Origin of the sequence: Streptomyces lucensis JCM 4490 (assembly GCF_014650035.1) — a bacterium.
Taxonomy (GTDB): Bacteria; Actinomycetota; Actinomycetes; order Streptomycetales; family Streptomycetaceae; genus Streptomyces; species Streptomyces lucensis.
The window spans coordinates 74,481-98,585 of sequence record NZ_BMUE01000009.1; the positions used below are offsets into that span (position 1 = coordinate 74,481).

The window sequence follows — 24,105 nt, forward strand, 5'->3', positions numbered from 1 at the left end:
GATCGCGTGTCATCGTACTTGTGTCACAAGTGAGTTGAGGGTGTCCGCTCAAGACAGCTGAAGCAGCCCCCGGAGCAGGTCGCGGCTCTCGTCCGGGCCCGGGCTGTCCTGCTGCAGCTCCTTCAGGGCCTGCTCGTACTGGGCGACGTCCTCGCGCTTGTCCAGGTAGAGGGCGCTGGTCAGCTGCTCCAGGTAGACCACGTCGGACAGGTCGGCGTCGGGGAAGCTGAGGAGCGTGAAGGCGCCGCTCTCGCCGGAGTGCCCGCCGAAGCTGAACGGCATTATCTGCAGCCGCACGTTGGGGCGCCCGGAGAGGTCGATCAGGTGCTGGAGCTGCCCGCGCATGACCTCGCGGTCGCCGTAGGGCCGGCGCAGTGCGGCCTCGTCCAGGACGATGTGGAACTCGGGGGCGTTCTCGGAGAGCAGGCACTTCTGCCGTTCCAGGCGCAGCGCGACCCGCCGCTCCACGTCGGCGGCGCTCGCGCCCTTCATGCCGCGCCGGACCACCGCGCGGGCGTACTCCTCGGTCTGCAGCAGGCCGTGCACGAACTGCACCTCGTAGGCGCGGATCAGGGAGGCGGCGCCCTCCAGGCCCACGTAGGTGGGGAACCAGCTGGGCAGGACGTCGCTGTAGCTGTGCCACCAGCCCGCGACGTTGGCCTCCCGGGCGAGGGAGAGCAGCGACTCGCGCTCGGCCTCGTCCGTGATGCCGTACAGCGTCAGCAGGTCCTCGACGTCCCTGGTCTTGAAGCTGACCCGGCCCAGTTCCATCCGGCTGATCTTCGACTCGGACGCACGGATCGAGTACCCCGCCGCCTCACGCGTGATCCCCCGTGCCTCACGCAGTCGCCTGAGTTGCGAGCCGAGCAGCATCCGCCGCACCACCGATCCGGGCTCTTGCGCGCTCACTTCGCCAGCCTCCCCAACCGTCTTCAGGGGCCGCAGTCTGCCACTAAAACACTTCGAGCAGTACTCGTACGGTTACGGAAACGGAAAGACGTCGGCCGTTTCCGCCTGCTCACGAACAGGACCGGGCGGGGGTTCCGGACGGGAGCTCTGTGAAGATGGCAGAAAAAATGGCCAAGAAGCGGTACGGGCATGCCCATTTCGGTCGCGTGCACGTGCATCTGCCCTTGCATCTGCTCTGCGCTTCCGAAACCATGGTGCCGCACCACCGCTGCATCGCTATGACCGCGAATTCCCGGGAGTGCCTCGCATGGGGACGAATGGATCGACCATGCTCAAGCCGTTACGGCAGGGCCTTCCGCCGCTGGACCCCGCAGCCGTGTCCGACGCAGCCTCCTGTGCCCTGCCCGCCCGTTACGAAGCGGTGCGCGAGGCCCGGCACTTCACCCGCCGCACCCTCGACCGCTGGGACGCGGGCGACCGCTTCGACGACATATGCCTGGTCGTGTCCGAACTCGTCACCAATGCCCTGCGTCACGCCCTCCCGGCCGACCAGGGCCGCTGCGACGACCGCTGTCCGCCCGTGCGACTGCATCTGATGCGCTGGACCGAGCGGCTGGTGTGCGCGGTACGCGACCCGAGCCACGAGACGCCGGTGCCGGGCGACTCGGACGACTTCTCGGCCGAGTCGGGCCGCGGGCTGTTCCTGGTCGACTCCTTCGCCGACAGCTGGGGCTGGCACCCGCTCGCGGGCGCCCTCGACGGCAAGGTCGTCTGGGCGCTGTTCCGGCTCAAGCAGGCCGGCTGACGCACCGCGGCGGCCGGGCCCGCCCAGGGCGCGCGCCCGGCCGGGCCGACATCGTTGCCACCGGGCCCGGCGTGCGAGGGGCGATCAGCTCGCTATCAGATGGTCGAACTCGCCGTCCTTGACGCCGAGGAGCATGGCCTCGATCTCCGCGCGGGTGTAGACGAGCGCGGGGCCGTCCGGGAAGCGCGAATTGCGTACGGCGACCTCGCCGCCCGGCAGCCGGGCGAACTCCACGCAGGATCCCTGCGAATTGCTGTGCCTGCTCTTCTGCCACGCCACACCGTCCAGCTGTGTGGCAGCCATGCCGTTGTACACGTCAAACCCCCCGTAAACGCCGTCAACGTCGCGGTCCACAGGTCGCTCCCCGGTCGTGCACTGGCTGTGTGGCCATGGATGCTGTGGTCAACTGACCCGGATCATAACCCTGTTCACCTGCATATGCATGAGCAGATGCACGTGCACGCGGGGTGCTCCTGCGGTTACAGCTTTGACGTGCGCTTTACCCGAGCTGTCCGGCTCCTGCCCCGGAGTGGGCAGGGCATGTCCCTTTCTGAGACGCGTAGCGTGCGCTTTCTGTTCCAGCATTCAGGAGTCCGCTCGGTAACTGCTGGTAGCTTGCTGCGGGCCCTCCGGCCGAGGACGGCCGGCCGCTACAGCTTGGGAGCTTTCCGGTGACTTCTGCGACGGCGAGAGTGCGGAGCGCGGCCCTGGTCGCGGTACTGGCGGGCGCGCTGACGCTGACCGCGTGCGGCGGCGACGACTCCGAGGACGGCTCCCCGTCCCCCCGGAGCGAGGACACGGCCTCGGCCACGGCGTCCCCGGCGGTGACCGGCGCCTCCGCCGGCCTCCAGGGCAGCTGGGTCACCACCGCGGACGGCAAGATCGTGGCCCTGGTCGTCAACGGGAAGGAAGCCGGGCTCTTCGCGACCGGCGGAACCGTGTGCAGCGGCACGGCGGGCACCGAGGCCGGCATGAGGATGATCCACCTGACCTGCACCGGCGGCGGCAAGGACCGGACCACCGGCATGGTCGACTCGGTCGGCGCCAAGGCCCTGAAGGTGACCTGGACGGGCAAGCTCGGCCAGGAGACGTACACCAAGGCGGAGGGCGGCAGGGTCCCGTCGGGACTGCCCACACAGCTGAAGCGGTGACGTCCCGGCGGCCGCCGGACTCACGACGGGTACACCGGAAGCGGTGAACCGGGAGGGCCGCGCGGGCACGGCCGCCGCGCACGCGCCATGATGCAGGGGCACCGTCACGACCTCGATGGGGACCAGCTCATGCGCGCTCTTCCGCTCACCGTCACCGCCCTCGCCGCCACCCTGCTCCTCGCCGCCTGCGGCGGCGGCGGGGGCAAGAGCACCGGCAAGAACAGCTCGGCCTGTGAGATCGGCGGTGTATCGGTGCAGATCGGGTCGGCGAGCGTGGCCCCGGCCGCCGGCGACACCGGCGAGGTGCCCGTCAGCATCACCAACCAGAGCGCCCCGTGCACGCTGGACCACTTCCCGGGCGTCGTGATGAACGACGGCGGCGGCGCGCACAAGGTGCCCGTGCTCCACGGCGCCAAGGCCCAGAAGCTGAGGCTCGCCAAGGGCGACTCGGCGTCCTTCACCATCAGCTACGTGCGCGGCAAGGAGGGCGACAAGGGGAGCCTGGCGGCGAAGACGGTGAAGGTCGGCCTGCCCGGCTCGGACGACATCCGCAGCTTCCCGTGGTCGTACGGCCCCGTCGCCCTCAAGGGCACCGGACCCGACGCCGCCGTCAGCGCCTTCCAGCAGGTCGGGGACTGAGGCGGAGCGGCCTCAGGGCAGCCGGTGCCGGTTCTCGACCTGGGCCCGGTCGGCCGCCGCCGCGCCCTCCGCCCACCCCGCCGCGTCGGTCACGCCGCGCAGCCGGGTGGTGGTGGTCTGCGGGAACATGCGCTCCAGGCGGCCGGTCACGGCTATGGCCCGGGTGGCCAGCACCGGCAGCAGGTCCTCGGTGGCCTGGGTGCCGGCGGCGGTGGCGAGCCGGTCGCCCACGCGGTGGGCGTAGGCCGCAAGGAACGACTGGCGGAAGGTCTTGGTCCGCTTCCGCCCGCCGGCTCTCTGGGCCGCTTCCGCCCTGGTCATCGCGTGCGTCGCCTGCACCAGCAGCGAGGTGTGGAGCAGCTCGACCGCCTCCAGGTCCGCCTCGAAGCCGACGACCGTGGAGAAGCCGAGCGCTTCGTTCCACACCGCGCGGCAGTGGTTGGCGCCCGCCACGGCGTCCAGCAGCACCGCCTTGGCGTGTTCGTACGGCGGCTCGATCCCGATCCGGCAGGCGCCGGGGGCGTCCGGTGCGGGCGCCCGCGCGGCGAGCAGCGCCTCGTCGACGCTGTGCCGCGCCATCAGCTCCTGCGCCTTGGCGCTGAGCGCCTCCGCCTCCTCGGGATAGCCGGTCGCCTCGGCCTTGGCGAGCAGCGCGCGGATGCGGGTGAGCATGCGGGAGGCGGCGGGAGCGGGCGCGCGGCCCGGCTCGTCCTCCAGCGGCTCCAGGGCCGGCAGGCGCAGCAGCAGGCGGTACAGCTCCAGGACGGTGGTGGCGTGCGTGAACCGGTCGGCGCCGCGCGCGGCCCCCTGGGGCAGCGCCTCCAGCTGGGCGGCCCAGCGGCGCCCGCGCGCGCGGTCCCGTCCGGCCTGCGCCCGGATCAGCGCCGCGGCCAGGCACGCGTGCGCCTCGTCCAGCTCGCGCCGCACCAGCCGTACGACGTCCGCCGGCTGCCAGCCGCGCCGCCACGCCGTCGCGATGAAATCCTCCCCGCGCCGTGCGAGTTCGGCGTCCGCCGCGGCGTCGGCGGCGAGCAGGGAGGCGCCCGTGTCGAGGCCGGTGTCGGTGTCGTCGTAGAGGGCGGCCCCGAAGGCCCGCTCGACGGTACTGGCGGTGCTGGTCACGCCGTCGATCGTGCCACGACCCGCTGACAGCTCGCGAAGGGTGTCCACAGGCTGTGGACAACGAGCCTTCCGCAGGGGCCCGGGCTCGCTGCGCCCTCCCTATTGTCAACCGATGGTTGACAGTAGGGAGGGCGCAACCTACGGTTGACACATGGCGACCAACGGGAACATCACGGCATCCGTGCGCCTCGACGACCTCATCGAGGCGATCAAGAAGGTTCACACCGAACCGCTCGACCAGCTCCAGGACGCGGTCATCGCGGCCGACCACCTCGGAGACGTGGCCGACCACCTGATCGGCCACTTCGTGGACCAGGCCCGCCGGTCGGGCGCTTCCTGGACCGACATCGGCAGGAGCATGGGCGTCACCCGGCAGGCGGCCCAGAAGCGGTTCGTGCCGAAGGAGTCCGCCGACCTCGACCTCAGCCAGGGCTTCAGCCGCTACACACCCCGCGCGCGCAACGTGGTCATGGCCGCGCACAGCGAGGCGGTGGCCGCCCGCAACCCCGAGGGCCGGCCAGAACACCTGGTCCTCGGGCTGCTGGCCGAGCCGGAGGGACTGGCGGCGAAGGCGATCACCGCGCAGGGCACCGTCCTGGACACCGTCCGGCAGGCCGCCACCGCCGCGCTCCCGCCCGCGGCCGACGACGTCCCCGACCTGATCCCCTACGGGACCGAGGCGAAGAAGGTCCTGGAGCTCACCTTCCGCGAGGCCCTCAGGCTCGGTCACAACTACATCGGCACCGAGCACGTCCTGCTGGCCCTGCTGGAGCACGAGAACGGCCAGGGCGTCCTCAGCGGCCTCGGCATCACCAAGGCGGCGACCGAGGAGTACGTCGGCAGGGTGCTGGCCCTGCTGCTGGAGCAGAAGCGCGAAGCGGCGGCGGCCGCGGAGTCGGCGACGGCCCCCACCGAGCCCACCGGAGAGTGAATCCGCAGGTCGGGCGCATTGTCAGACCCCCCTGCCACACTCGCAGTCATGACCGACCGGTGGGCACTCGCACCGGCCGAGGACGGTGGCGTGGACGTCGCCCCCCTCGGCCCGGACGGGCTGCCCGCCGGGCCGGTGCGGCGGGAGAGCGATCTCGCCGGGGCGGTGCGGAGCCGCCCGGAGGTGACGCGCTGGGTGTGGCGGTCGACCCCCGATGTCTATCCGCGTCTGCTCGCCACGGGGGTGCGAGTGGAGCGGTGCTACGACATCGAGGACGCCGAGACACTCCTGCTGGGCCACGAGGGCCGGTACGGCGAGCCGCGCTCGGCCGCCGCCGCCCTGGCCCGCCTCCGCGGCGGCCCCGTACCGCCCGACCCGCCGCAGCGCCCGGCCGCGCCGGGCGCCCAGTCCCCGCTGTTCGAACCGGCCGGCGCCCATGTGCCGCTCGGCGACCTCCTCGAGGTCTACGCCGACCAGCAGCGACGGCACCGGCTGACCGCGCACCCGGACCGCATGCGGCTGCTGACCGCCGCCGAGTCCGCCGGCATGCTGGTGGCCGCCGAGATGAACCGCGCGGGCCTGCCCTGGAGCTCGGGGGTCCACCGCGAGCTGCTGCACGACCTGCTCGGCGAGCGGTACGCGGGCGGGGGCGAGCCGCGCCGCCTCGCCGAGCTGGCCGACGAGGTGTCCGCCGCCTTCGGCCGCCGGGTGCGCCCGGACCTGCCCGCCGACGTCGTCAAGGCCTTCGCGCAGGCCGGCATCAAGGTGCGGTCGACCCGCCGCTGGGAGCTCCGGTCCGTCGACCACCCGGCCGTCGCGCCGCTGCTCGAGTACAAGAAGCTGTACCGCATCTGGGTGGCGCACGGCTGGTCCTGGCTGCAGGACTGGGTGCGCGACGGCCGCTTCCGGCCCGAGTTCCTCGCCGGCGGTACGGTCACCGGCCGCTGGGTGACCAACGGCGGGGGCGCCCTGCAGATCCCCAAGGTGATCCGGCGGGCCGTCGTCGCCGACCCCGGCTGGCGGCTGGTGGTGGCCGACGCCGACCAGATGGAGCCCCGCGTACTGGCCGCCATCTCCCGCGATCCCGGCCTGATGGAGGTGGCCGGCCGGGCGAGCGACCTGTACCAGGCCGTCTCCGACCGGGCCTTCTCCGGCGACCGCGACCAGGCCAAGCTCGCCGTGCTCGGCGCGGTCTACGGCCAGACCTCCGGCGACGGCCTGAAGAACCTCGCGGCACTGCGCCGCCGCTTCCCCAAGGCGGTGGCCTACGTCGACGAGGCGGCGCGAGCCGGTGAGGAGGGGCGCCTGGTGCGCACCTGGCTGGGCCGGACCTGTCCGCCGGCCGCCGGCGCCGCAGAGGACGCCACGGAGGAGGCGGGCATCCCCCTCGGCGAGGACGACACCGGCACGCAGGCCGACGGCCAGGGCTGGGTCCCCGGCTACGCCTCCACCGACTCCCGCGCGCGGGGCCGTTTCGCGCGGAACTTCGTCGTCCAGGGCAGCGCCGCCGACTGGGCCCTGCTGCTGCTCGCCGCGCTGCGCCAGGCCTGCGCGGGGCTCAGGGCCGAGCTGGTCTTCTTCCAGCACGACGAGGTGATCGTGCACTGTCCCGCCGAGGAGGCCGACACCGTAGTCCAGGCCATCCGCGACTGCGCCGGCCTCGCCGGACGGCTGACCTTCGGCGACACTCCGGTGCGGTTCCCGTTCACGACGGCCGTGGTCGAGTGCTACGCCGACGCCAAGTGAGCCGGGGGCGCCCGGCTAGTGCTGTGGCCGGGAAGGTTTGCCGGGAAGCTCGCGGCGTCCGGTGCTGGGGGTACCTCCCACGCCTTTCGGGCAGTGGGGGAGCGTCGCAAGGCGGAGCATCATGCGCGCACTGGATGTACTCGGGTGATGCGACAACGCGGCGAGGTGCCGTGCCGGGCGTCGCGAGCCGGTGAACCTTTCCGGTCACAGCACTAGCTGTCCAGGAGGGCCCGCAGCTCCTCCATCACCACCTGCGCGTCCGTGCCGTCCAGCGCCGCGAGGGCCGCGCGCCAGGTGTCGTACGCCTGCGCCGGCCGGCCCTGTTCGCGCAGCAGCAGCCCGTGCTGGTGCCGGGCGAGGCCGCCCATGTACCGGTCGGCGCGGGCGTCCGCCCGGCGCAGCAGCTCCACGCACTCCCCGGTCGCTCGCTCCCGCTCCCCGAGGGCCCGCAGCGCGCGGACCAGACCGAGCCGGGTCTGGGCCTCGCCGTGCCAGTCGCCGTGGTCGCCCAGGATCCGCAGGCTCTCCTCGAAGTGCCGGGCGGCGGCGGCCGGTTCGCCGAGGGTGAGCTGGGCGTAGCCGATGTTGCAGTGCGCCGAGTGCTGCACGATGACGGCGCCGATCGCGTCCCCGATCGCCAGCGAACGCCGGTGCTGCTCGATGGCGGCGCGCGGGTCGGTGTGCTCGTACAGGTTGCCGAGATGGCTGTGGGTGACGGCCTCGCCGTAGGGGTCGTTCAGCTGCCGCGAATACCCGAGGCTCTGCCGCAGCGCCTCCCCCGACTCCTCGTACCGGCCCAGCCCTTCCAGCAGCAGCCCGCGGTTGTTCAGGCAGCGCCGGATCCGGGACACCCTGTCCAGCCGCCGCCAGATCTCCAGGGCCTGGTCGGACAGGGCCAGCGCGTGGTTGTGCCGGCCGGTCAGGAAGTGCAGGCCCGCCAGGTCGCCGAGCGCGTACGCCTCGGCCGCCGCGTCGCCGAGCCGGCGCGCCGCCAGCAGCCCGGCCTGCCCCAGGACCTCCATCTCGGCGACCCGTCCGCCGCGCTGCGCGTACGGGAAGAGCAGCCGTACGAGCACCGAGAGATGGGCGGACCGGCGCATGTCGTCCGTGCCGGCGTTCCGGGCCACCAGGGCGACGACGTTCTCCAGCTCCATGTCGCCCCACGCGAAGGCCTGCTCGGCGGACTCGAAGACCGGCAGGGCCACCACCTCCTCGGCGTGCTCCGCGGGCTGCGCGGAGGTGGGCCGGCGCCGGTCCTCCTGGTCGAGCCCCGGCTCGACGACCGCCAGCATCACGCGCTCGGCGACGGCGGCGTACCAGCGCAGGGCGATCAGCTCCGGGACGCCGGCGGCGGAAGCGGCCTGGCCGCGGTCCGTGGCGGCGCCGCCGGGGTCCTCGCCCGCGGCGGGGCCCGGGGCGCGCTCGGCCAGTTCGCGGGCGAAGTCGCGGACCAGGTCGTGGGGGGCGTACCGGCCGTACGCCGTCTCCTCCAGCAGGGCCACGTCGACCAGGCGGTCCAGGGCCGCCTCGGCCCGGTGCTCGTCGATGCCGCTGAGGCGGGCGATGAGCATGGACCCGTAGGTCGGCAGGTCGAGCGCGCCGATCCGGCGCAGGGCGAGGGCCGCGTCCCGGTCGGCCTGGCGGTCGGCGGCGGCGAGCGCGTCGTGGGCGACGGCCAGGGAGCGCCGGACGCTCAGGTCGTCGTACTCCAGGTGGTGCAGCCGGCTCCCGGTGTCGGCCAGTTGCCCGGCCAGCACCTCCGGGGTGAGCGCGCGGCGGGCCGCCAGCCGGGCGGCGACGACGCGCAGGGCGAGCGGGAGCCTGCCGGTCAGCTCGACCAGGGCGTGGTCGGCGTCCAGCCCCTCGCGGCCGCTCACGGCGCGCAGCAGGGCCGCGCTGTCCTCGCTCGTCAGCGGGTCGAGCGGAAAGCGCCGGGCGCCGTCAAGGGCGGTCAGCGGTGAGCGGCTGGTGACGATCACCGCGCAGCCGGGTCCGGCCGGGAGCAGGGGACGTACCTGCGCCGCGCTGGCGGCGTCGTCCAGCACCAGCAGGACGCGGGCCGGGGCCAGCAGCGAGCGCAGCAACGCGGCGGCGGCGTCCGGGTGTTCGGGGATGCTGCGGGCGTCGGTGCCGAGGTCCCGCAGCAGCGCGGTCAGTGCCTGCGCGGCGGTGAGCGGGGCCATGCAGGGGGTGGCGCCGTGCAGGTCGACGTAGAGCTGGCCGTCGGGGAACCGGTCCCGCAGTTCGTGGGCGGCGTGCAGGGCCAGCGCGCTCTTGCCGACACCCGCCATGCCGCTGATGACGGCGACGGCGGGGGCCGGTGCGGGCGGTTCGGTCAGCACGCCGCGCAGCTCCCGGCGTGCGTCGGCGCGGCCGGTGAAGTGGGCCGGAGGAGCGGGGAGCTGGGCAGGGCGCGGGGCCCACCGCGGAGCCGGCCCGCCGTCCTCCGGGGACGCGGAGGGTGCCGTCGCACCGGCGGCGTCCCCGTGCCCGCCGGCGCCGGGCCGTCGTGGCGCCTCGTCCCCGGCGGCTCGCCGCTGGTCGCGGTGCGTCTCCTCCTCCTGCTGCCGCCCCTCGCCGCTCCCCCGCAGCACCTCGACATGCGCTTCCCGGACCGCGGGTCCGGGCTCGATGCCGAGTTCCTCGACCAGGCGGACGCGCAGGTCGCGGTGGACGGCCAGGGCCTCGGCCTGGCGGCCGGTGCGGTGCAGGGCGAGCATGAGCTGGCGGTGGAAGGCCTCCCGCAGCGGGAACTCGGCGACAAGGGCCGTCAGTTCGGGCACGAGCGCGGCCACCCGGGCTCCACCGAGGGCGAGTTCGGCGTCGTATCGCCACTCCAGCGCGAACAGCCTCGCCTCCTCCAGCCGTTGCACGAGGGCGTAGCCGCCGAAGTCGGCCGGGAGCCCGCCGAGCGGCGTGCCGCGCCACAGCGAGAGCGCGGCCGTACAGGCCCGTACGACGTCCGGCCAGTCCCCGCGGGCGTGCGCGGCGCGCGCCTCGGCCACCCGCTCGTCGAACACGTGCACGTCCAGCTCGCCCTGGTCGACGCGGAGGGCGTAGCCCGGCGGCACGGTCCTGAGCCGCTCGGGGTCGTCGAGGAGCCGGCGCAGCCGGGTGACATGGTTGTGCAGTGAGGCCTGCGCGGAGACGGGCGGCGCTCCGCCCCACAGGGCGTCCTTCAGCGAGTCCACCGACACGATCCGGCCGTGCTCCAGCAGAAGGGCGGCGAGCAGGGCACGCACCTTGGGGCTGCCGATGGCGTGCACCCCGTCGTCGGAGGTGTCGTCGGATGTGCCGGCGGAGGTCTTCGCGGGAACGTCGCCCCCGGATTCGTACGAAATACCGTACGGCGGTCGATCGTAGAGGACCGGCGGCCCCAGCAGTCCGAACCGCAGCTCGTACCGCTGCTTCACGCCGCTACCACTGCCTTCCCTTGCCGAACCCGCTCCGCGGTGAGTGTCCACCCGCCGTTCTCTGGCGGATTCCCGCCCTGCACACAACGGTTTCCCGCCACCTTCTGCTTGCCGGTCCGGACCGGGAACCCGCCCGCGCGGCGGCCTGTTCCCGTGACCGCCGGGCGACTTCCGGCCAACCGGTCCACGGTCCGCCGTCGAACCGTTGGCCACATGTTAGCGATTCGTTGGCGGATCCTGATCTGATCATTCCATCGGATCTGGCTCGACGGCGCGCGCGCATGTCGCGTAACTCGGGGGAGTGTCGCCGCAGGCCAGATCCGGGGGCACAGAGGGGCCCCGGTCGGCGGAGGTGAACGACCGGGGCTCTGTCCCGCCTCCTTCGGCACCTCCCTCGCCGGGGTCCCGTCCCGCCTTCAACGCCTCCCCCTTCCGGGAACCCCTCCCGACTTCGCACCTTCCGGCACTTCGTCCCGCCATCCTTTCGACGTCTGTCCTCCCACGGCCCGGCAAGGTCACCACCGTCGACGTCGACGAGAACCTGGGCTGCCCGGGCGGCCGGAACGTCGCCCTCGCGCGGCTGCGGGAGTACGGCGACGTGGACGTCGTCGTGCAGCGTGCCCCGGGTCGGGAAGTCCGATCCCCTGCGCGGCGGACGGGTCACCGGGTTCCTCGGCGGCGGGCACGCGCTGCGCATGGTGATGCTGGCCGAGGCCGGTGACTGGCCCGCCGAGGTCCGCGCCTTCCTCATCCGGTGTCCGCGGCGCGGGCGGTCCAGCGCTCCTCGACCCTGGCGAGGCGCCAGTACCCCACGGCCACGGCCCAGACGACCACGAACAGGCCGACGATCACGTAACCGACGTTGTCCAGGTCCAGGGCCGCGATCCGGTCGGTGACCCCGTCGTGCAGGCCGAGCTTGTCGTGCAGGACGCCGACCAGCTCGATCGTGCCGACGAAGAACGCGACGGCGATGGACAGTCCGGTGATGGTGAGGTTGTAGAACACCTTCCGCACCGGGTTGGAGAAGGCCCACTGGTAGGCGAAGTTCATGAACGTGCCGTCGAGGGTGTCGAACAGGCTCATGCCGGCCGCGAACAGCAGCGGCAGGCACAGCACCGCGTACCACGGCAGCCCGGCGGCGGCGCCGTTGCCGGCCAGGGCGAGGAGCAGGACCTCCGTCGTGGTGTCGAAGCCGATGCCGAAGAGGAATCCGAGGGGGAACATCTGGCCGGGCCGGCGGACGGACCTGGTGAGCCGGCCGAGGACACGGTTCATGAAGCCGCGCGAGTCGAGGTGGGCCTCCAGCTCCGCCTCGTCGAAACGGCCGGCGCGCATCGCCCTGAAGACGCGCAGGATGCCGAAGAGCGCGACGAGGTTGAGGGCGGCGATGAGGTACAGGAAGCTGCCGGAGACCGTGGTGCCGACGGTGCCCAGGACCTGGTGGGTGCGGGAGCCGTCGTCCATCAGGGTGCCGGCGAGCTTCGCGCCGCCGGCGACCAGCGCGGCCATGACGACCACCACGCTGGAGTGCCCCAGCGCGAACCAGAAGCCCACCGACACCGGCCGCTGCCCGTCGGCCATCAGCTTGCGGGTCGTGTTGTCGATCGCCGCTATGTGGTCCGCGTCGAAGGCGTGCCGCATGCCGAGCGTGTACGCCGTGACCCCGAGGCCGATGCCGAACGCCTTGGTGCCGACCTCGTAGTGACGCGGTATCACCAGCAGGAAGAGGATCCCGAACGCGACCACGTGCAGGGCGACGATCACGGCCAGGAGACCGGCGGTCCGTACGGTGTCCTCGCGGCGCCAGCGGAAGGGCGGCGCGGCGGCGGTCTCGGGCACGCCTTCGGACACGGTCATACGGTCACGCTCCAGCACCTCGTGGATCAGCTTCGTGATGCCGTGGCCGGTCTCCTGGCTGACGGGTCGACGCGCCCGCCCCTGCCTTCCCGGCCGTGCGGCCAGTGGCGTTCAGGGGGCGGGAACTTCCCGATCACAGTGGCGAGGGCCGCTCCGGACTGAACCCTTCGAGGGCTTTCACCGGTCTTCCCGAACACCACGGCCCGTCCACCCTAGAAGGCGCGACCCTCGGCTGCAAGGTTGCAAGGCTGCACAGCTGAACAGGTATGGAGCCCGCGGGTGCCGGCTGCGATGATGGGGCCATGCATCTCGTTCCCGCGGAACGTGCCGGGCAGCGCACCATCGACGGCCACCGGGTGTGTGACGCCATCGCCGCCGTAGGCGAACCCGAGCGGGTACGCGCCTGGGCGGACCGCTTCTCCCTGCTCTCCGACCCCGGGCGCCTGTCACTGCTGCTGGCCCTCCACGAGGCCGGACCCATCGCCGTCTCCGACCTCGCCGTGGCCACCGGGATGCGGGACACGGCGGTCTCCCAGGCGCTGCGCCTGCTGCGCACGGCGGGCGTCGTCGAGGGCGAGAAGGAGGGCCGGGTGGTGCGCTACCGGCTCGTCGACGCGTCGGTCTCCGAGCTGCTGAGACACTGCGTGCCGCCGCGCTGACGCGGTTCGTGCGGCCCCATCCCGTGTTCCGGTTCCCCGTGCTCGGCGCCTACAGGAACCGCCGGATGGGGGTGACGGCGGCTTCCTTGACGCGCTGGAACAGCGCCCGCCGTCTCCAGCGGGCGAGGTCGATGTCCACGCTGCGTTCGAGGTCCGCGTCGTAGTCGCGGTCGAGGGCGCCGGTGAAGTCCTCGTCCAGGACGGCGAGCATGACCTCTTCGTCGTGGTCCATGGAGCGGCGGTTGAAGTTGGTGGAGCCGATCAGGGCGGCGACCGAGTCCACGGTGATGATCTTGGCGTGCATCATGGTGGGCTGGTACTGGCGGATGTGCACGCCCGCCTCCAGCAGCCGCGTGTAGTGCTGCTGGCCCGCGAGCTGGCAGGCCCGCTGGTCGGTGTGCGGACCGGGGAGCAGGATCTCCACGCGCACCCCTCGCCGGGCGGTGCGGCACAGCAGGTCGATGAAGTAGTCGTCGGGGGCGAAGTAGGCGGTGGCGAGGCGGAAGCGCTCCTCGGCGGAGGTGAGCATGACCCGGATGAGGGTCTGCATGTCCTGCCAGCCGATGCTGGCCGAGCCGCGCACGACCTGGACGACCGACGAACCGGCCTGCGCGTGCTCGGTGAAACGGTCGCGGTCGTCGAAGAGTTCGTCGTGGCACTCGGCCCAGTTCTGGGCGAACGCGGCGGCTATGCCGTCCACGGCGGGCCCGCGGACCTGGACGTGGGTGTCGCGCCACTCCTCGGGCCTGCGGGCGTCGCCGCACCATTCCTCCGCGATGCCGACGCCGCCCGTGAACGCGGTGTGCTCGTCGACGACGAGGGCCTTGCGGTGGCAGCGGTGGTTCTGCTTGAACGGCGACAGCCAGACGGGCTTGCGGAACCAGGCCACCTGCACACCCGCGGCGTCCATGACGTCCAGCAGCCCCCGCTCGATCTCCTTGGCGCCGAACCCGTCCAGCAGCAGCCGGACCCGCACCCCCGCCCGCGCGCGGTCCGCGAGGGCGTGGGCGAAGTCCCGGGCGATCTGACCCCGCCAGTACACGAACGTCATCATGTCGATCGTGTACCGGGCCGAGCGGATGGCCCCGAGCATCGCGGGGAAGATCTCGTCGCCGTTGCGCAGCGGGACCAGCTCGTTGCCCTCGGTAGCGGCCACGCCGATCAGCCGCTCCAGGCGGCGGCGCAGCCGCTGCTTGCGGGCCGCCGCGTCGGGTGCGATGCCACGACCGGGCGCCGCCGGTATGCCGTCGAGGATCACCGTGTCTCCCGTTGGACCATGAGGACGGATCGTTGCGGGCCGTCGGAGCCCCGAGGAGCAACATGCCCGGCGGTCACTTCCGCACTCCCGGACGTCGGCGGATCGCCCGGGCGACCACCGAACCAGCTGACCGGATCGTTCCGGCTACGGCCCCGTTCATGCCTGTCGGACGGCGGAACCGCTGGTCAGAATGGGGGACATGAAGCGAGCACTGATCGTCATAGATGTCCAGGAGTCGTTCCGTGCCCGGCCCCTGTGGGACCGGATCGCCAATCCGCACATCGCCGAGCCGGTGAACCGGCTGGTGCGCCTGGCACGGGACAACGGTGACCAGGTGATCTGGGTGCTGCACACCGAGCCCGGCAGCGGGGGCGTCTTCGACCCCGCCCTGGGGCACGTGCGGCTGCTGGAGGAGCTGGAGCAGCCGCTGCCGGGGGAGCCGGTGGTGCACAAGACCTCGCACAACGCGTTCACCACCACCAACCTCCAGCAGCGGCTGACCGAGGCCGGCATCGGCGAACTGTGGGTGTGCGGCATCCGTACCGAGCAGTGCGTCGAGACCACCGCCCGGGTCGGCAGCGACCTCGGATACGAAGTCGTCTTCGTGGCGGACGCGACCACGACCGACCCGATCGGCGACCTCGGGGCCGAGGCGATCATCGAGCGCACGAAGGCCGTGCTGCGGGACCGCTTCGCCCGGATCGCCACCGTGGCCGAGCTGGCAGCATCGGAGGCATGACCCGCGTCGTCTTCGTCCTGCTGCCCGAGGTCCACCTGCTCGACCTGGCCGGTCCTGCCCAGGTCTTCTCCACGGCGGCGGCCTTCGGGCCGTCGTACACCCTCGACTACGTCGCCGAGCGGGAGCAGGTGCGCAGCGCCCAGGGTCTTCCGCTCGCCGCCCGGACCGACTGGCCCGCTCTGGGCCGCGACGACCTGGTCGTCGTCCCGGGGTGGCGGGCGCCCGCCCTGCGCGGCGGCGTCAGGCTGAGCCCGGCCACCGCCGACCGGCTGCGCGCGCACCACGCCGCGGGCGGCACGGTCGCCAGCGTCTGCGCCGGGGCGGAGGCCCTGGGCCAGGCCGGCCTGCTCGACGGCCGCCGCTGCACCACGCACCACCAGCTCCAGGACGAGCTGGCCGCCCGCCATCCCCGGGCGACCGTGGTCCGCGACGTGCTGTTCACCACCGACGACCGGGTGGTCACGTCCGCGGGCATCGCCAGCGGCATCGACCTGGCCCTTCACCTGCTGGCCGCACGCCACGGCCCGTCCCTCGCCGCCCGGGTGGCGAGGGAGATGGTGATCTACGCCCGCCGCAACGGCAACGAAGCCCAGGCCAGCGTGATGCTCCGCCACCGCTCCCACGTGGACGACACGGTCCACCGGGTCCAGGACCTGATCGAAGCCCGCTACGCCGAGCCCCTGCCCCTCGCCCGCCTGGCAGCGCACGCCGGCGTCAGCGCCCGCACGCTCACCCGCCAGTTCACCCGGGCCACCGGCGGCCTCACTCCCCTGCGCTACCAGCAGGCCCTGCGCCTCGAACGCGCCGAGCACCTCCTCGGCCACGGCGCGACCGTGGAGTCCGCGGCCCGCGAGGTCGGCTTCGAGGACGCCCGCATGCTCCGCCGCCTGCGCTCCCGGCCCCCGGCCCAGCACCCGGCGAACGATCACGGCACCGCCCCGGACCGGCATGAGAAAACCCAGGCCAGCTACTTCTGACCTGGTCCTCGCAGAGAGCCGCTTCCGGGATTCGAGCCCGAGACCTACGCTGCCTCCACCGTCAGCGTGTAGTCGACGCCGACCGAGAAGTCGTCCGACTGGCCGCGAATCGTCAGGGTGTGCTCCCCCGCCTCCAAACCGGGCAGCTGGACCCACAGTCCGCATCCGGTAGCGGTGAAGTGCCCCCGCGTGCCCGTGACCGGGTTGCCGGCAGCGCTTCGGATCTCGATCGTCTCCGCTTGGTGGGCGTCCGAGTCGACTTCCGTGCCGTCCAGGACGGCGGATCCCCCGGCTGTTTCCATGAAGGCCGCGCAGTCCGCCGTCGAACCGATCATGTTCACGAGGGGGAAGGCAAGGGGCCTCCCCTCGGGGATGCTGCACGCCCGCTGGACCCGGGTGCCGAAAGTGCCGGCCAGGAACCACACGTCTCGCGGCTGGTTCCGCTCGCATGCGCTCCCGTCCTGATCAGCGACCGGGTTCGTCGGTTCAGGCTCCGTCGACGCCCACGTCCACCACCGGCCCTGCAGGTCTCCGGACGAGGCTTGCTCTTGTGTCGCCCTGCTCCCACATCCCAGACATGCAGCCAGCGCCAGGGCGACGCAGCCCGCCCCGACAATCCTGATCCTCATGAGCGCCCCTCCCGCATCGCACGGAGGCTCCGGCCCCCCGGCCGTCGTGCGACATGCGCGGACACCCTATCCGCGGACAGTGGCGCCGCCCGAGCCGTCATCCCACGTACCCGCCGGTGCGGCAGCGCGACCCGGCGGTCCGTCAAGGGCCGGTCCCACCTGTTCGAGGACGCCACGCGGCGCGGCCCGTTCCCAGCGTCGCCGCCGTATGGGGTGAACAACAAAACCCCAGGCCAGCTGACGCCCGGCCCGGGGTTCGGATGGAGCCGCTTTCGGGATTCGAACCCGAGACCTACGCATTACGAGTTGTCCGATCTTGCTCCGTGAGCGTCCATCGGCGTCCGCGAATCGACGTTCGCCCCTGGTCGGAGGCGCTTCCCAACCCCGATGGACGTTGGCGGACACCCCTGGAACGAGCGGCAACTGAGACCGCAACTGAGACTGGGCCGCCCGCCGGCACTCCCGTCAGGCACCACCTCGCCGTGTGGCCCTGCCAGCAGAGCCACAAGACGAGTGGAGCCGCGAACGACACAAACCCCTGCCGTCGTCATCCGTGGTCGGTGTGGTCCCGAATCTTGCCGGTTTCCGGGCTTGTGTGGGTGAACGCGGGCCGGGTGGGGGTGGGGGGTTCTAGGCTCGGAGGTTCAGTGCGGTGGCTGGTCTCGGGGGATGGGGATGGGCGAAGTTGGGGTGTCCGGCGGGGCGTGGTTCGTCAGTCATGCGGGGGCGGATCGGGCCTGGGCGGAGTGGGCGGCGTGGCAGTTGGTCGATGCCGGTTTCCAGGTGGAGTTGGACTACTGGGACTGGGGTGCGGGTGACAACTTCGTCCTGAAGATGAACGCCGCTTTGGAAGCGGGGCGGTTCCTGGCGTTGTTCTCCCCGGCCTACTTCGAGCCGGAGCGGTTCACCACGCCGGAGTGGACCGCGATGGTGGCGATGAAGAAGAAGATCACTCCCGTTTGTGTGGCCGAGGTCGTCTCGCCCGCGATCCTGCGCCCCCTGCATGCCCCGGAACTGTTCGATTTGAGTGAGGAAGCCGCGCGCCGGGTGCTGCTGGACGCGGTCAGCGGCCCGCGTCGGCCGACCGCTGCCCCGGTCTTTCCCGGGGCGTTGCGGCAGCTGGGTGGAAGCGGGCCACGCCTGCCCGGATCGCTGCCGCGAGTGTGGAACCTGCCCGCCCGCAACGCCTCCTTCACCGGCCGCGACACCCTCCTCGTCCAGTTGCGTGAGACCTTGGCGGCCAGCAGTCGCGTGGCCGTCCAGGCCCTGCACGGACGGGGCGGGGTCGGTAAGACCCAGCTCGCCGTCGAATACGCGCACCGCTTCGCCGGCGAGTACGAACTGGCCTGGTGGATCGCCGCCGAGGACCCCGCCCTCATTCCTGATCAGCTGGCTCAGCTCGCCACCCGTATTGGCGCCGCGCCTGCCGGCGCACCCTCCGCCGACGTCGTGGACGCGCTGTTGGGTGAGCTGCGCACCCGCTCTCGCTGGCTGCTGGTCTTCGACAACATCGAAGACCCCGCCGCCCTGCTTCCCTATTTGCCGGGCGGTGGCGGCCATGTGCTCATCACCTCCCGCAACCCGCACTGGCGAACCCACGCCAGCCCGCTGAATGTCGACGTCTTCACCCGTGCCGAATCCATCGCCCTGCTCCACGCCCACGGCGCAGCCCTGGACGACACCGACGCCGACGACCTTGCCCGGACTCTCGATGACCTCCCGCTCGCCCTCGCTCAGGCCGCCGCCCTACTTACCTACGGCCTATCCGCTGCCGACCTGACCGCCGAACTGGCCCGGAGCACGGCTAAGGTTCTTGCAGAGGGCCGCCCCATCAGCTATCCCGTCTCCCTGGCTGCGCAGGTCCGTCTCACCGCCACCCGCCTGCAAGCCGATCACCTCGGCGCAGCCACCCTGCTCTCCGCTCTGACCGTACTGGCTCCCGAACCCTTCCCCGTCACCACCTGCGCCGGCCACCTCCCCGACACCGCCTCCACACCCCTGGCCAAGGCCCTGGCCACCCGCCTGTCCGGCAGTGCAGCGCTGCGTGCCATCACCCGGCACAGCCTGGCGAGGGTCCAGGACGGCACCATCCAGCTCCACCGGCTCACCCAGACCGTGCTGCGCGACCAACTCACTCCCGGCCAGCGTCAGCAGGCGGGCCGGGACGCCGAAGCCCTCCTGACCGCGGCTACTCCCGGGGACACCGGACAGCCCTCGACGTGGCCCGGCTGGCGTGCGCTGCTTCCCCACCTCCTCGCGGTGGACCCATCGCTCATCACCAGCGAGGCGGGACGGGATGTGGTCCGCAACGCCTGCTGGTACCTGCTGGACCGCGGCCAGGCCCGCACCGCCCGAGACCGCCTCCAGCAGCTGTACGACACTTGGTTACGGCAACTCGGCCCGGACCACGAAGACACCCTCTCGACCGCCCAATACCTCGCCCGCGCCCACGACGACACCCAGGACCACGCCAGTGCCCGCGCCCTGGACGAGGACACCCTCCAGCGCCACCGCCGCCTCCTGGGCGACGACCACCCCGACACCCTGAACAGCGCCTCCAACCTGGCCATCCGGCTGGCAGCGCTGAGGCGAACAGAGGAGGCCCGCATCCTGGAGGAGGACACCCTGACCCGGCAGCAGCAGGTGCTGGGCAAAGACCACCCCGACACCCTGATCACCGCCTCCAACCTGGCCGCTCGGCTGGCGGAACTGGGGCGAACAGAGGAGGCCCGCGCCTTGGACGAGGACACCCTCCAGCGCCGCCGCCGCGTTCTGGGCGACGACCACCCCGACACCCTGCGCAGCGCCTCCAACCTGGCCAACCGGCTCGCGGAGTTGGGGCAAATCGAGGAGGCCCGCATCCTGGACGAGGACACCCTGACTCGGCAGCGGCAGGCGCTGAGCGAAGATCACCCCTACACCCTGATCACCGCCTCCAACGTGGCCGTCCGGCTGGCGGATCTGGGGCGAACAGAGGAGGCCCGCACCCTGGAGGAGGACACCCTGACCCGGCAGCAGCAGGTGCTGGGCAAAGACCACCCCGACACCCTGATCACCGCCTCCAACCTGGCCATCCGGCTGGCGGAACTGGGACGAACAGAGGAGGCCCGCACCCTGGAGGAGGACACCCTGACCCGGCAGCAGCAGGTGCTGGGCAAAGACCACCCCGACACCCTGATCACCGCGTACCTCCTGGCCACCCGGCTGGCGGAACTAGGGCACACGCAGGAGGCCCGCACCCTAGGCGAGGACACCCTGACCCGGCAGCAGCAGGTGCTGGGCAAAGACCACCCCGACACCCTGATCACCATGAGGTTCTTGGAGCAGTTGGATGAAGGGCGAGAGGGCCCTGGCATCGGGCAGTGATGTGCAGCGCACCGAAGATCCCCGAATTACGAGTTGTCCGATCTTGGTCGGGAGGCGTCCACGCGTGTCAGCTAGGAGAGTTGAGCACCTGGTCAGCTAACTTCCCGGACGACCATGGACGAGAGCGAACCGTCCCGCATTCAGCGCCAACTGAGACTGCAACTGAGACCTCAGGGCCCTTGCGGGCCACCCACGGTTCTCCTTAGTAGAGCGTTCAGCGGTGGTCGGTGCGGTCCCGAGGCTGGCCTGTTTGATGGCTGTGTGGGTGGGTGTGGGTGAACGCGGGTCGGGTGGGGGTGGGGGGTTCTAGGCTCGGAGGTTCAGTGCGGTGGCTGGTCTCGGGGGATGGGGATGGGCGGCGTTGAAGTGCATGACGGGGCGTGGTTCGTCAGTCATGCGGGGGCGGATCGGGCCTGGGCGGAGTGGGCGGCGTGGCAGTTGGTCGATGCCGGTTTCCAGGTGGAGTTGGACTACTGGGACTGGGGTGAACCTTCGAGACCGCCCAGCCGCGCCCGGACTGCCCAGAGACGACCCCATCCAGCACGCCCAGCATTACGGAACGCGCAGGAGACATTCTCCTAGCTGCTGTTCGCCGCACGGTTGGATCTCTGCCCCACGCCTGCCCCAATGGGGTGTCAGCAACCCACCGCATCCCGCTGCGAGCACTGCCGGTCAACCACCACAGGCTGACGTCCCCTACCGCATGTGCCAGGCCGACACGGAAACTTGGCGCATCGACTGGACTGCACCAGTGAGCGCTGTGATCGGCGGCCTGGTCGCCGTCGCCGCTACCTACCTCACAGACCGCGGACGCTGGCGCCGCGAGGAACAGGCGCGTGTTAGAGATCGCCAAGAGGTTGTCTACGCGGCGTTCCTAACTGCCCTGTTCGGCGCAAGAGAGCAGATCTTCGCCGCGAGCCAATGGCCGCGGAGCGCTTCCGCTCGCAGGAACATGGCAGCCATGGCGGTCCGTGAGCATGACGTCTACGCCCGCCGCTACCAAATGGAGCTGATGGCAAGTCATCTCGTACGAGAAGCGACGCGAACCGCCCTCGCTGCCTTGCTCGACTACCGGAACGAGGTCGCATCCGGGAGCCGCTGGGACACACAGGGTTGCGAGGCTCGACGCGAGAGGTTCCGGACCTGCCAGCAGCGCCTGTTGGAAGCCATGCGCACTGACCTGGGTACTAGCAATTGGACACCGGCGCCATGACGCTGCGGCAGCTTTACAGCGGGCCCCATTCACTTGTGGTGACCTGCGGCCTTCATTGGCTCCGGCGCCGCTGGTGGACGCCTGGGAAACAGCGCCTGCGGCTGCTCCCGCTACTACGACCGCCCGCCTGCGGGATGCGTCTGCACCGCTTTGAGCCGTACCCGCCGCACTGCACCGCACACAAGGGCTACAAGCGTGGCTGTCCTAAGCCGTGCGCCAAGACATGCACGAAGCACGCGAGCGCATGCCCGGGCGCAAGGAGGGCGGGCTCCCCTTCACCCGGCCCAAGAACAAAAAGAGCCGGAACGCCGTACCGATCCCGCCCGTCTTCGTTCCCTTCCTGCACGACCACAGGGCCCAGCAGCAAGCGGCACGGGAGGCCGCCGGGGAACTGTGGCAGGAGCACGATGTCGTGTTCTCTCGTCCGGACGGCCGGCCACTGGATCCGCGCGCCGACTACGAGGAGTTCAAGGAACTGCTCAGGGAGGCCGGGATCGATGACCGCCGCCTGTACGACGGAAGCCGCCACACCGCCGGCACGATCCTTAACGAGCTGGGCGTCGACATGCCCACGATCATGGAAATCCTGCGGCACACGCAGATCAGTCAGACCCGGCGGTACGTCAAGGGCCGGTCCCACCTGTCCAAGGACGCCATGCGGCGGATGGGCGAGTTCTTCGTACCGCCGCAGTCAACTCCGTCGGCCCCGGCGCCGGGCCCCACTGAGACCAGAAATGAGACCACCGACACCCGTGCGGCACGCTCCCTGCGCCGCCGCCCTATCCGCTGAACGAAAAAGCCCAGCTCAGACAGTGTCTGGGCTGGGCTTAGAAAGAGCCGCTTTCGGGATTCGAACCCGAGACCTACGCATTACGAGTGCGTTGCTCTGGCCATCTGAGCTAAAGCGGCGCGCTGTCCGCACCATGGTGCGATCAGCAACGTCGGTAAGTCTACACAGTTTCCGGGGGTGCTTCGTACCCGCCCCGGAGGGGAGGGCTCCGGGGTGGGGGCGAGGGGTTACGAGCAGCGCTTTCCCGCGGCCGGCGGGGTGCCGTGGAGCAGGTAGGTGTTGATCGCGGTGTCGATGCAGGCGCTGCCGCGGCCGTAGGCGGTGTGGCCGTCGCCGGCGTACGTCAGCAGGCGGGCCGAGACGAGCTGGCCGGCCAGGGAACGCGCCCAGCGGTACGGGGTGGCCGGGTCCCGGGTGGTGCCGACCACCACGATCGGTTCCGCGCCCCGCGCCTCGATGCGGTGGGGTTCGCCCGTGGCCCGCACCGGCCAGTAGGTGCAGTTCAGCGAGGCCCAGGCCAGGCCCGCGCCGAAGACCGGGGACGCCTTCTCGAACGCGGGGAGCGCCTTCTCGACCTGCTCGGGGCCGGTGAAGGCCGGCGGCAGGTCCAGGCAGTTCACGGCGGCGTTCGCCATCATCAGATTGCTGTAGCTGCCGCTCGCGTCTCGTTCGTAGTAGCTGTCGGCAAGCGCGAGCAGGCGGGCGCCGTCGTTCTCCCTCATCGCCGAGGTCAGCGCCTCGCGCAGCTCCTGCCACGTGCTCTCGTCGTACATCGCCGCGATGACGCCCATGGTGGCCAGCGACTCGCCGAGCCGGCGGCCGTCCTTGTCGCCCGCCGGGACGGGATGGGCGTCCAGCCTGCGGAAGAACGCCTTGAGGTGGTCGCCGACCTGCGCGGGCGTCGTGCGCCTGCCGCCGAGCGGGCAGTCGGAGTGCCGTACGCAGTCCTTCGCGAACGCCTGGAACGCCGTCTCGAAGCCCGCCGTCTGGTCGAGGTTCAGGCGGCGCGCGTCGAGGGCGGGGTCCATCGCGCCGTCCAGGACCAGCCGGCCGGCCCGCTCCGGGAACAGACCGGCGTACGTCGCCCCGAGGAACGTGCCGTACGACGCGCCCACGTAGTTCAGCTTCCGGTCGCCGAGCGCCGCCCGCACGATGTCCATATCCCGTGCCGCCTCGACGGTGGAGACGTGCCGCAGCAGCCGCGCCGAGTGCGCTCCGCAGCTCTCCGCGAACCTCTTGTCCGCCGCTACCAGCGCGTCCTCCTCCTTGCGGGTGTCGGGCGTCAGGTCCGTCTGGGTGTACGCGTCCATCCGGCGGCCGTCGAGGCACTCCACGGGCTCGCTGCGGGCGACGCCCCGCGGGTCGACGGCGACCATGTCGTACCGGGCGCGGACTGCGGCCGGGTAGCCGACGCCCGCGTACTGCTGGAGGTATCCGATCGCCGAGCCGCCCGGGCCGCCCGGGTTGACCAGCAGCGAACCGAGCGGCCGGCCCTTGCCGGTGGCCTTCTTGCGGGCGACGGCGAGCCGGACGTCACCCGCACCCGGCGCGGCGTAGTCCAGCGGGGCCCTGATCGTCGCGCACTGGAAACCGGGGGCACCGCAGCTGTGCCAGCGCAGGTGCTGCGAGTAGTACGGCGCCAGCGCCGAGGGCGTCGCACGCGGCAGCGCGGCCAGGGCCGCCTCCACCGTCCCGCCGGCCGAGGCGGTCGGACTCCCGGCGGTGCACGCGGACACGAGCAGGGCGGCTGCCGCGAGGAGGGGGGCACGCCGGCCCGTCTCGTTCCGACGGGTGCTCCCGGTCCGGTTCCGTGGGCGGCGAAGGGATGGCCAGTTGTCCATCGTGCGAGCCTAACGCTGTGCGGCCGTCCGAACGCGGAGCGCGTCGACCGTGGCTCTTAC

18 protein-coding genes, 1 tRNA gene, 2 pseudogenes and 1 riboswitch are annotated in these 24,105 nt (G+C 71.8%); of the genes and pseudogenes, 12 read left to right on the forward strand and 9 right to left on the reverse strand.

The genetic code is table 11. The annotated features are described in order from the left end of the window. Window positions 1-48 precede the first annotated feature (48 nt). Window positions 49-885 carry a Sco1979 family transcriptional regulator gene (locus tag IE177_RS21200; RefSeq protein ID WP_506005062.1) on the reverse strand — a complete coding sequence of 279 codons (837 nt, stop codon included), beginning with the start codon at window positions 883-885 and terminating at the stop codon, window positions 49-51. Window positions 886-1,216: 331 nt separating this feature from the next. Between IE177_RS21200 and IE177_RS21205 the strand changes: the two genes are divergently transcribed. After that, the gene (locus IE177_RS21205) at window positions 1,217-1,714 is read left to right on the forward strand and encodes an ATP-binding protein (protein ID WP_190016947.1); all 498 of its coding nucleotides are present in this window, start codon (window positions 1,217-1,219) and stop codon (window positions 1,712-1,714) included. A gap of 84 nt (window positions 1,715-1,798) precedes the next feature. Here IE177_RS21205 and IE177_RS21210 read toward each other — a convergent pair whose 3' ends face one another. Further along, a complete protein-coding gene (locus IE177_RS21210) occupies window positions 1,799-2,068 on the reverse strand; it encodes a DUF397 domain-containing protein (protein ID WP_190016948.1) in 270 nt (89 codons plus the stop codon). Window positions 2,069-2,385: 317 nt separating this feature from the next. On the opposite strand from IE177_RS21210, the gene IE177_RS21215 reads away from it, so the two are divergent. Continuing rightward, window positions 2,386-2,865 carry a hypothetical protein gene (locus IE177_RS21215; RefSeq protein ID WP_229816192.1) on the forward strand — a complete coding sequence of 160 codons (480 nt, stop codon included), beginning with the start codon at window positions 2,386-2,388 and terminating at the stop codon, window positions 2,863-2,865. Between the two features lie 129 nt (window positions 2,866-2,994). Continuing rightward, the gene (locus tag IE177_RS21220) at window positions 2,995-3,504 is read left to right on the forward strand and encodes a DUF4232 domain-containing protein (protein WP_190016949.1); all 510 of its coding nucleotides are present in this window, start codon (window positions 2,995-2,997) and stop codon (window positions 3,502-3,504) included. 12 nt (window positions 3,505-3,516) lie between these two features. Here IE177_RS21220 and IE177_RS21225 read toward each other — a convergent pair whose 3' ends face one another. Continuing rightward, window positions 3,517-4,626 (reverse strand): DUF2786 domain-containing protein, encoded by a 1,110-nt coding sequence (locus tag IE177_RS21225; protein WP_190016950.1) that lies wholly within the window; start codon window positions 4,624-4,626, stop codon window positions 3,517-3,519. A gap of 151 nt (window positions 4,627-4,777) precedes the next feature. On the opposite strand from IE177_RS21225, the gene IE177_RS21230 reads away from it, so the two are divergent. Together IE177_RS21230 and IE177_RS21235 are read left to right on the forward strand one after the other, a co-directional pair. Beyond that, complete coding sequence (locus IE177_RS21230; protein ID WP_190016951.1) at window positions 4,778-5,557, forward strand: Clp protease N-terminal domain-containing protein; 780 nt, start codon at window positions 4,778-4,780, stop codon at window positions 5,555-5,557. 48 nt (window positions 5,558-5,605) lie between these two features. Beyond that, a complete protein-coding gene (locus IE177_RS21235; protein ID WP_190016952.1) occupies window positions 5,606-7,303 on the forward strand; it encodes a bifunctional 3'-5' exonuclease/DNA polymerase in 1,698 nt (565 codons plus the stop codon). Between the two features lie 212 nt (window positions 7,304-7,515). Here the strand turns inward: IE177_RS21235 and IE177_RS21240 are convergent, their stop codons facing one another. Then, window positions 7,516-10,716: an AfsR/SARP family transcriptional regulator gene (locus IE177_RS21240; RefSeq protein ID WP_190016953.1), complete on the reverse strand. Its 3,201-nt coding sequence runs from the start codon at window positions 10,714-10,716 to the stop codon at window positions 7,516-7,518. A 352-nt stretch (window positions 10,717-11,068) separates the two neighbouring features. On the opposite strand from IE177_RS21240, the pseudogene IE177_RS35805 reads away from it, so the two are divergent. After that, a pseudogene (locus IE177_RS35805) lies at window positions 11,069-11,450 on the forward strand (hypothetical protein); the annotation flags it as partial. Between the two features lie 13 nt (window positions 11,451-11,463). Here the strand turns inward: IE177_RS35805 and nicT are convergent. Next, window positions 11,464-12,573, reverse strand: a complete 1,110-nt coding sequence (nicT, locus tag IE177_RS21245; RefSeq protein WP_190016954.1) for a Nickel transporter NicT — start codon at window positions 12,571-12,573, stop codon at window positions 11,464-11,466. A 27-nt stretch (window positions 12,574-12,600) separates the two neighbouring features. Then, a riboswitch (cobalamin riboswitch) is annotated at window positions 12,601-12,789 on the reverse strand. A gap of 86 nt (window positions 12,790-12,875) precedes the next feature. Between nicT and IE177_RS21250 the strand changes: the two genes are divergently transcribed. Then, window positions 12,876-13,232, forward strand: a complete 357-nt coding sequence (locus IE177_RS21250) for an ArsR/SmtB family transcription factor (protein ID WP_190016955.1) — start codon at window positions 12,876-12,878, stop codon at window positions 13,230-13,232. A gap of 49 nt (window positions 13,233-13,281) precedes the next feature. On the opposite strand, the gene IE177_RS21255 is transcribed toward IE177_RS21250, so the two are convergent. Further along, window positions 13,282-14,490, reverse strand: coding sequence for a phospholipase D-like domain-containing protein (locus IE177_RS21255; RefSeq protein ID WP_373305138.1), 1,209 nt, complete (start codon window positions 14,488-14,490; stop codon window positions 13,282-13,284). Between the two features lie 199 nt (window positions 14,491-14,689). On the opposite strand from IE177_RS21255, the gene IE177_RS21260 reads away from it, so the two are divergent. Then, window positions 14,690-15,229 (forward strand): cysteine hydrolase family protein, encoded by a 540-nt coding sequence (locus tag IE177_RS21260; protein ID WP_190016956.1) that lies wholly within the window; start codon window positions 14,690-14,692, stop codon window positions 15,227-15,229. Further along, on the forward strand, window positions 15,226-16,206 hold the full coding sequence (locus IE177_RS21265; protein ID WP_190016957.1) for a GlxA family transcriptional regulator: 981 nt from the start codon (window positions 15,226-15,228) through the stop codon (window positions 16,204-16,206). The genes IE177_RS21260 and IE177_RS21265 overlap by 4 nt, the downstream gene beginning before the upstream one ends. A 44-nt stretch (window positions 16,207-16,250) precedes the next feature. Here IE177_RS21265 and IE177_RS35105 read toward each other — a convergent pair whose 3' ends face one another. Then, window positions 16,251-16,541 carry a hypothetical protein gene (locus IE177_RS35105; RefSeq protein WP_229816193.1) on the reverse strand — a complete coding sequence of 97 codons (291 nt, stop codon included), beginning with the start codon at window positions 16,539-16,541 and terminating at the stop codon, window positions 16,251-16,253. Between the two features lie 969 nt (window positions 16,542-17,510). On the opposite strand from IE177_RS35105, the gene fxsT reads away from it, so the two are divergent. From fxsT to IE177_RS21285, 3 genes and pseudogenes are all read left to right on the forward strand, one after another. After that, window positions 17,511-20,201: an FxSxx-COOH system tetratricopeptide repeat protein gene (fxsT, locus tag IE177_RS21275; protein WP_190016958.1), complete on the forward strand. Its 2,691-nt coding sequence runs from the start codon at window positions 17,511-17,513 to the stop codon at window positions 20,199-20,201. Window positions 20,202-20,552: 351 nt separating this feature from the next. Further along, the gene (locus IE177_RS35810; RefSeq protein ID WP_190016959.1) at window positions 20,553-20,783 is read left to right on the forward strand and encodes a toll/interleukin-1 receptor domain-containing protein; all 231 of its coding nucleotides are present in this window, start codon (window positions 20,553-20,555) and stop codon (window positions 20,781-20,783) included. Window positions 20,784-21,533: 750 nt separating this feature from the next. Beyond that, a pseudogene (locus tag IE177_RS21285) lies at window positions 21,534-22,204 on the forward strand (tyrosine-type recombinase/integrase); the annotation flags it as partial. Between the two features lie 45 nt (window positions 22,205-22,249). On the opposite strand, the gene IE177_RS21290 reads toward IE177_RS21285, so the two are convergent. Together IE177_RS21290 and IE177_RS21295 are read right to left on the reverse strand one after the other, a co-directional pair. Next, window positions 22,250-22,323 (reverse strand) — tRNA-Thr (locus tag IE177_RS21290). Window positions 22,324-22,431: 108 nt separating this feature from the next. Then, window positions 22,432-24,045, reverse strand: a complete 1,614-nt coding sequence (locus tag IE177_RS21295; RefSeq protein WP_190016960.1) for an alpha/beta hydrolase — start codon at window positions 24,043-24,045, stop codon at window positions 22,432-22,434. Between the last annotated feature and the right edge of the window lie 60 nt (window positions 24,046-24,105).

Excerpts from the sequence above, each read along its gene's own strand:
- IE177_RS21295 (WP_190016960.1), bottom strand. The coding sequence starts at position 24,045 with ATGGACAACTGGCCATCCCTTCGCCGCCCACGGAACCGGACCGGGAGC.
- IE177_RS21235 (WP_190016952.1), top strand. The coding sequence starts at position 5,606 with ATGACCGACCGGTGGGCACTCGCACCGGCCGAGGACGGTGGCGTGGAC.
- IE177_RS35105 (WP_229816193.1), bottom strand. The coding sequence starts at position 16,541 with ATGATCGGTTCGACGGCGGACTGCGCGGCCTTCATGGAAACAGCCGGG.
- IE177_RS21260 (WP_190016956.1), top strand. The coding sequence starts at position 14,690 with ATGAAGCGAGCACTGATCGTCATAGATGTCCAGGAGTCGTTCCGTGCC.
- IE177_RS35810 (WP_190016959.1), top strand. The coding sequence starts at position 20,553 with ATGGGCGGCGTTGAAGTGCATGACGGGGCGTGGTTCGTCAGTCATGCG.
- IE177_RS21265 (WP_190016957.1), top strand. The coding sequence starts at position 15,226 with ATGACCCGCGTCGTCTTCGTCCTGCTGCCCGAGGTCCACCTGCTCGAC.
- IE177_RS21205 (WP_190016947.1), top strand. The coding sequence starts at position 1,217 with ATGGGGACGAATGGATCGACCATGCTCAAGCCGTTACGGCAGGGCCTT.
- IE177_RS21250 (WP_190016955.1), top strand. The coding sequence starts at position 12,876 with ATGCATCTCGTTCCCGCGGAACGTGCCGGGCAGCGCACCATCGACGGC.
- IE177_RS21230 (WP_190016951.1), top strand. The coding sequence starts at position 4,778 with ATGGCGACCAACGGGAACATCACGGCATCCGTGCGCCTCGACGACCTC.
- fxsT (WP_190016958.1), top strand. The coding sequence starts at position 17,511 with ATGGGCGAAGTTGGGGTGTCCGGCGGGGCGTGGTTCGTCAGTCATGCG.
- nicT (WP_190016954.1), bottom strand. The coding sequence starts at position 12,573 with ATGACCGTGTCCGAAGGCGTGCCCGAGACCGCCGCCGCGCCGCCCTTC.
- IE177_RS21220 (WP_190016949.1), top strand. The coding sequence starts at position 2,995 with ATGCGCGCTCTTCCGCTCACCGTCACCGCCCTCGCCGCCACCCTGCTC.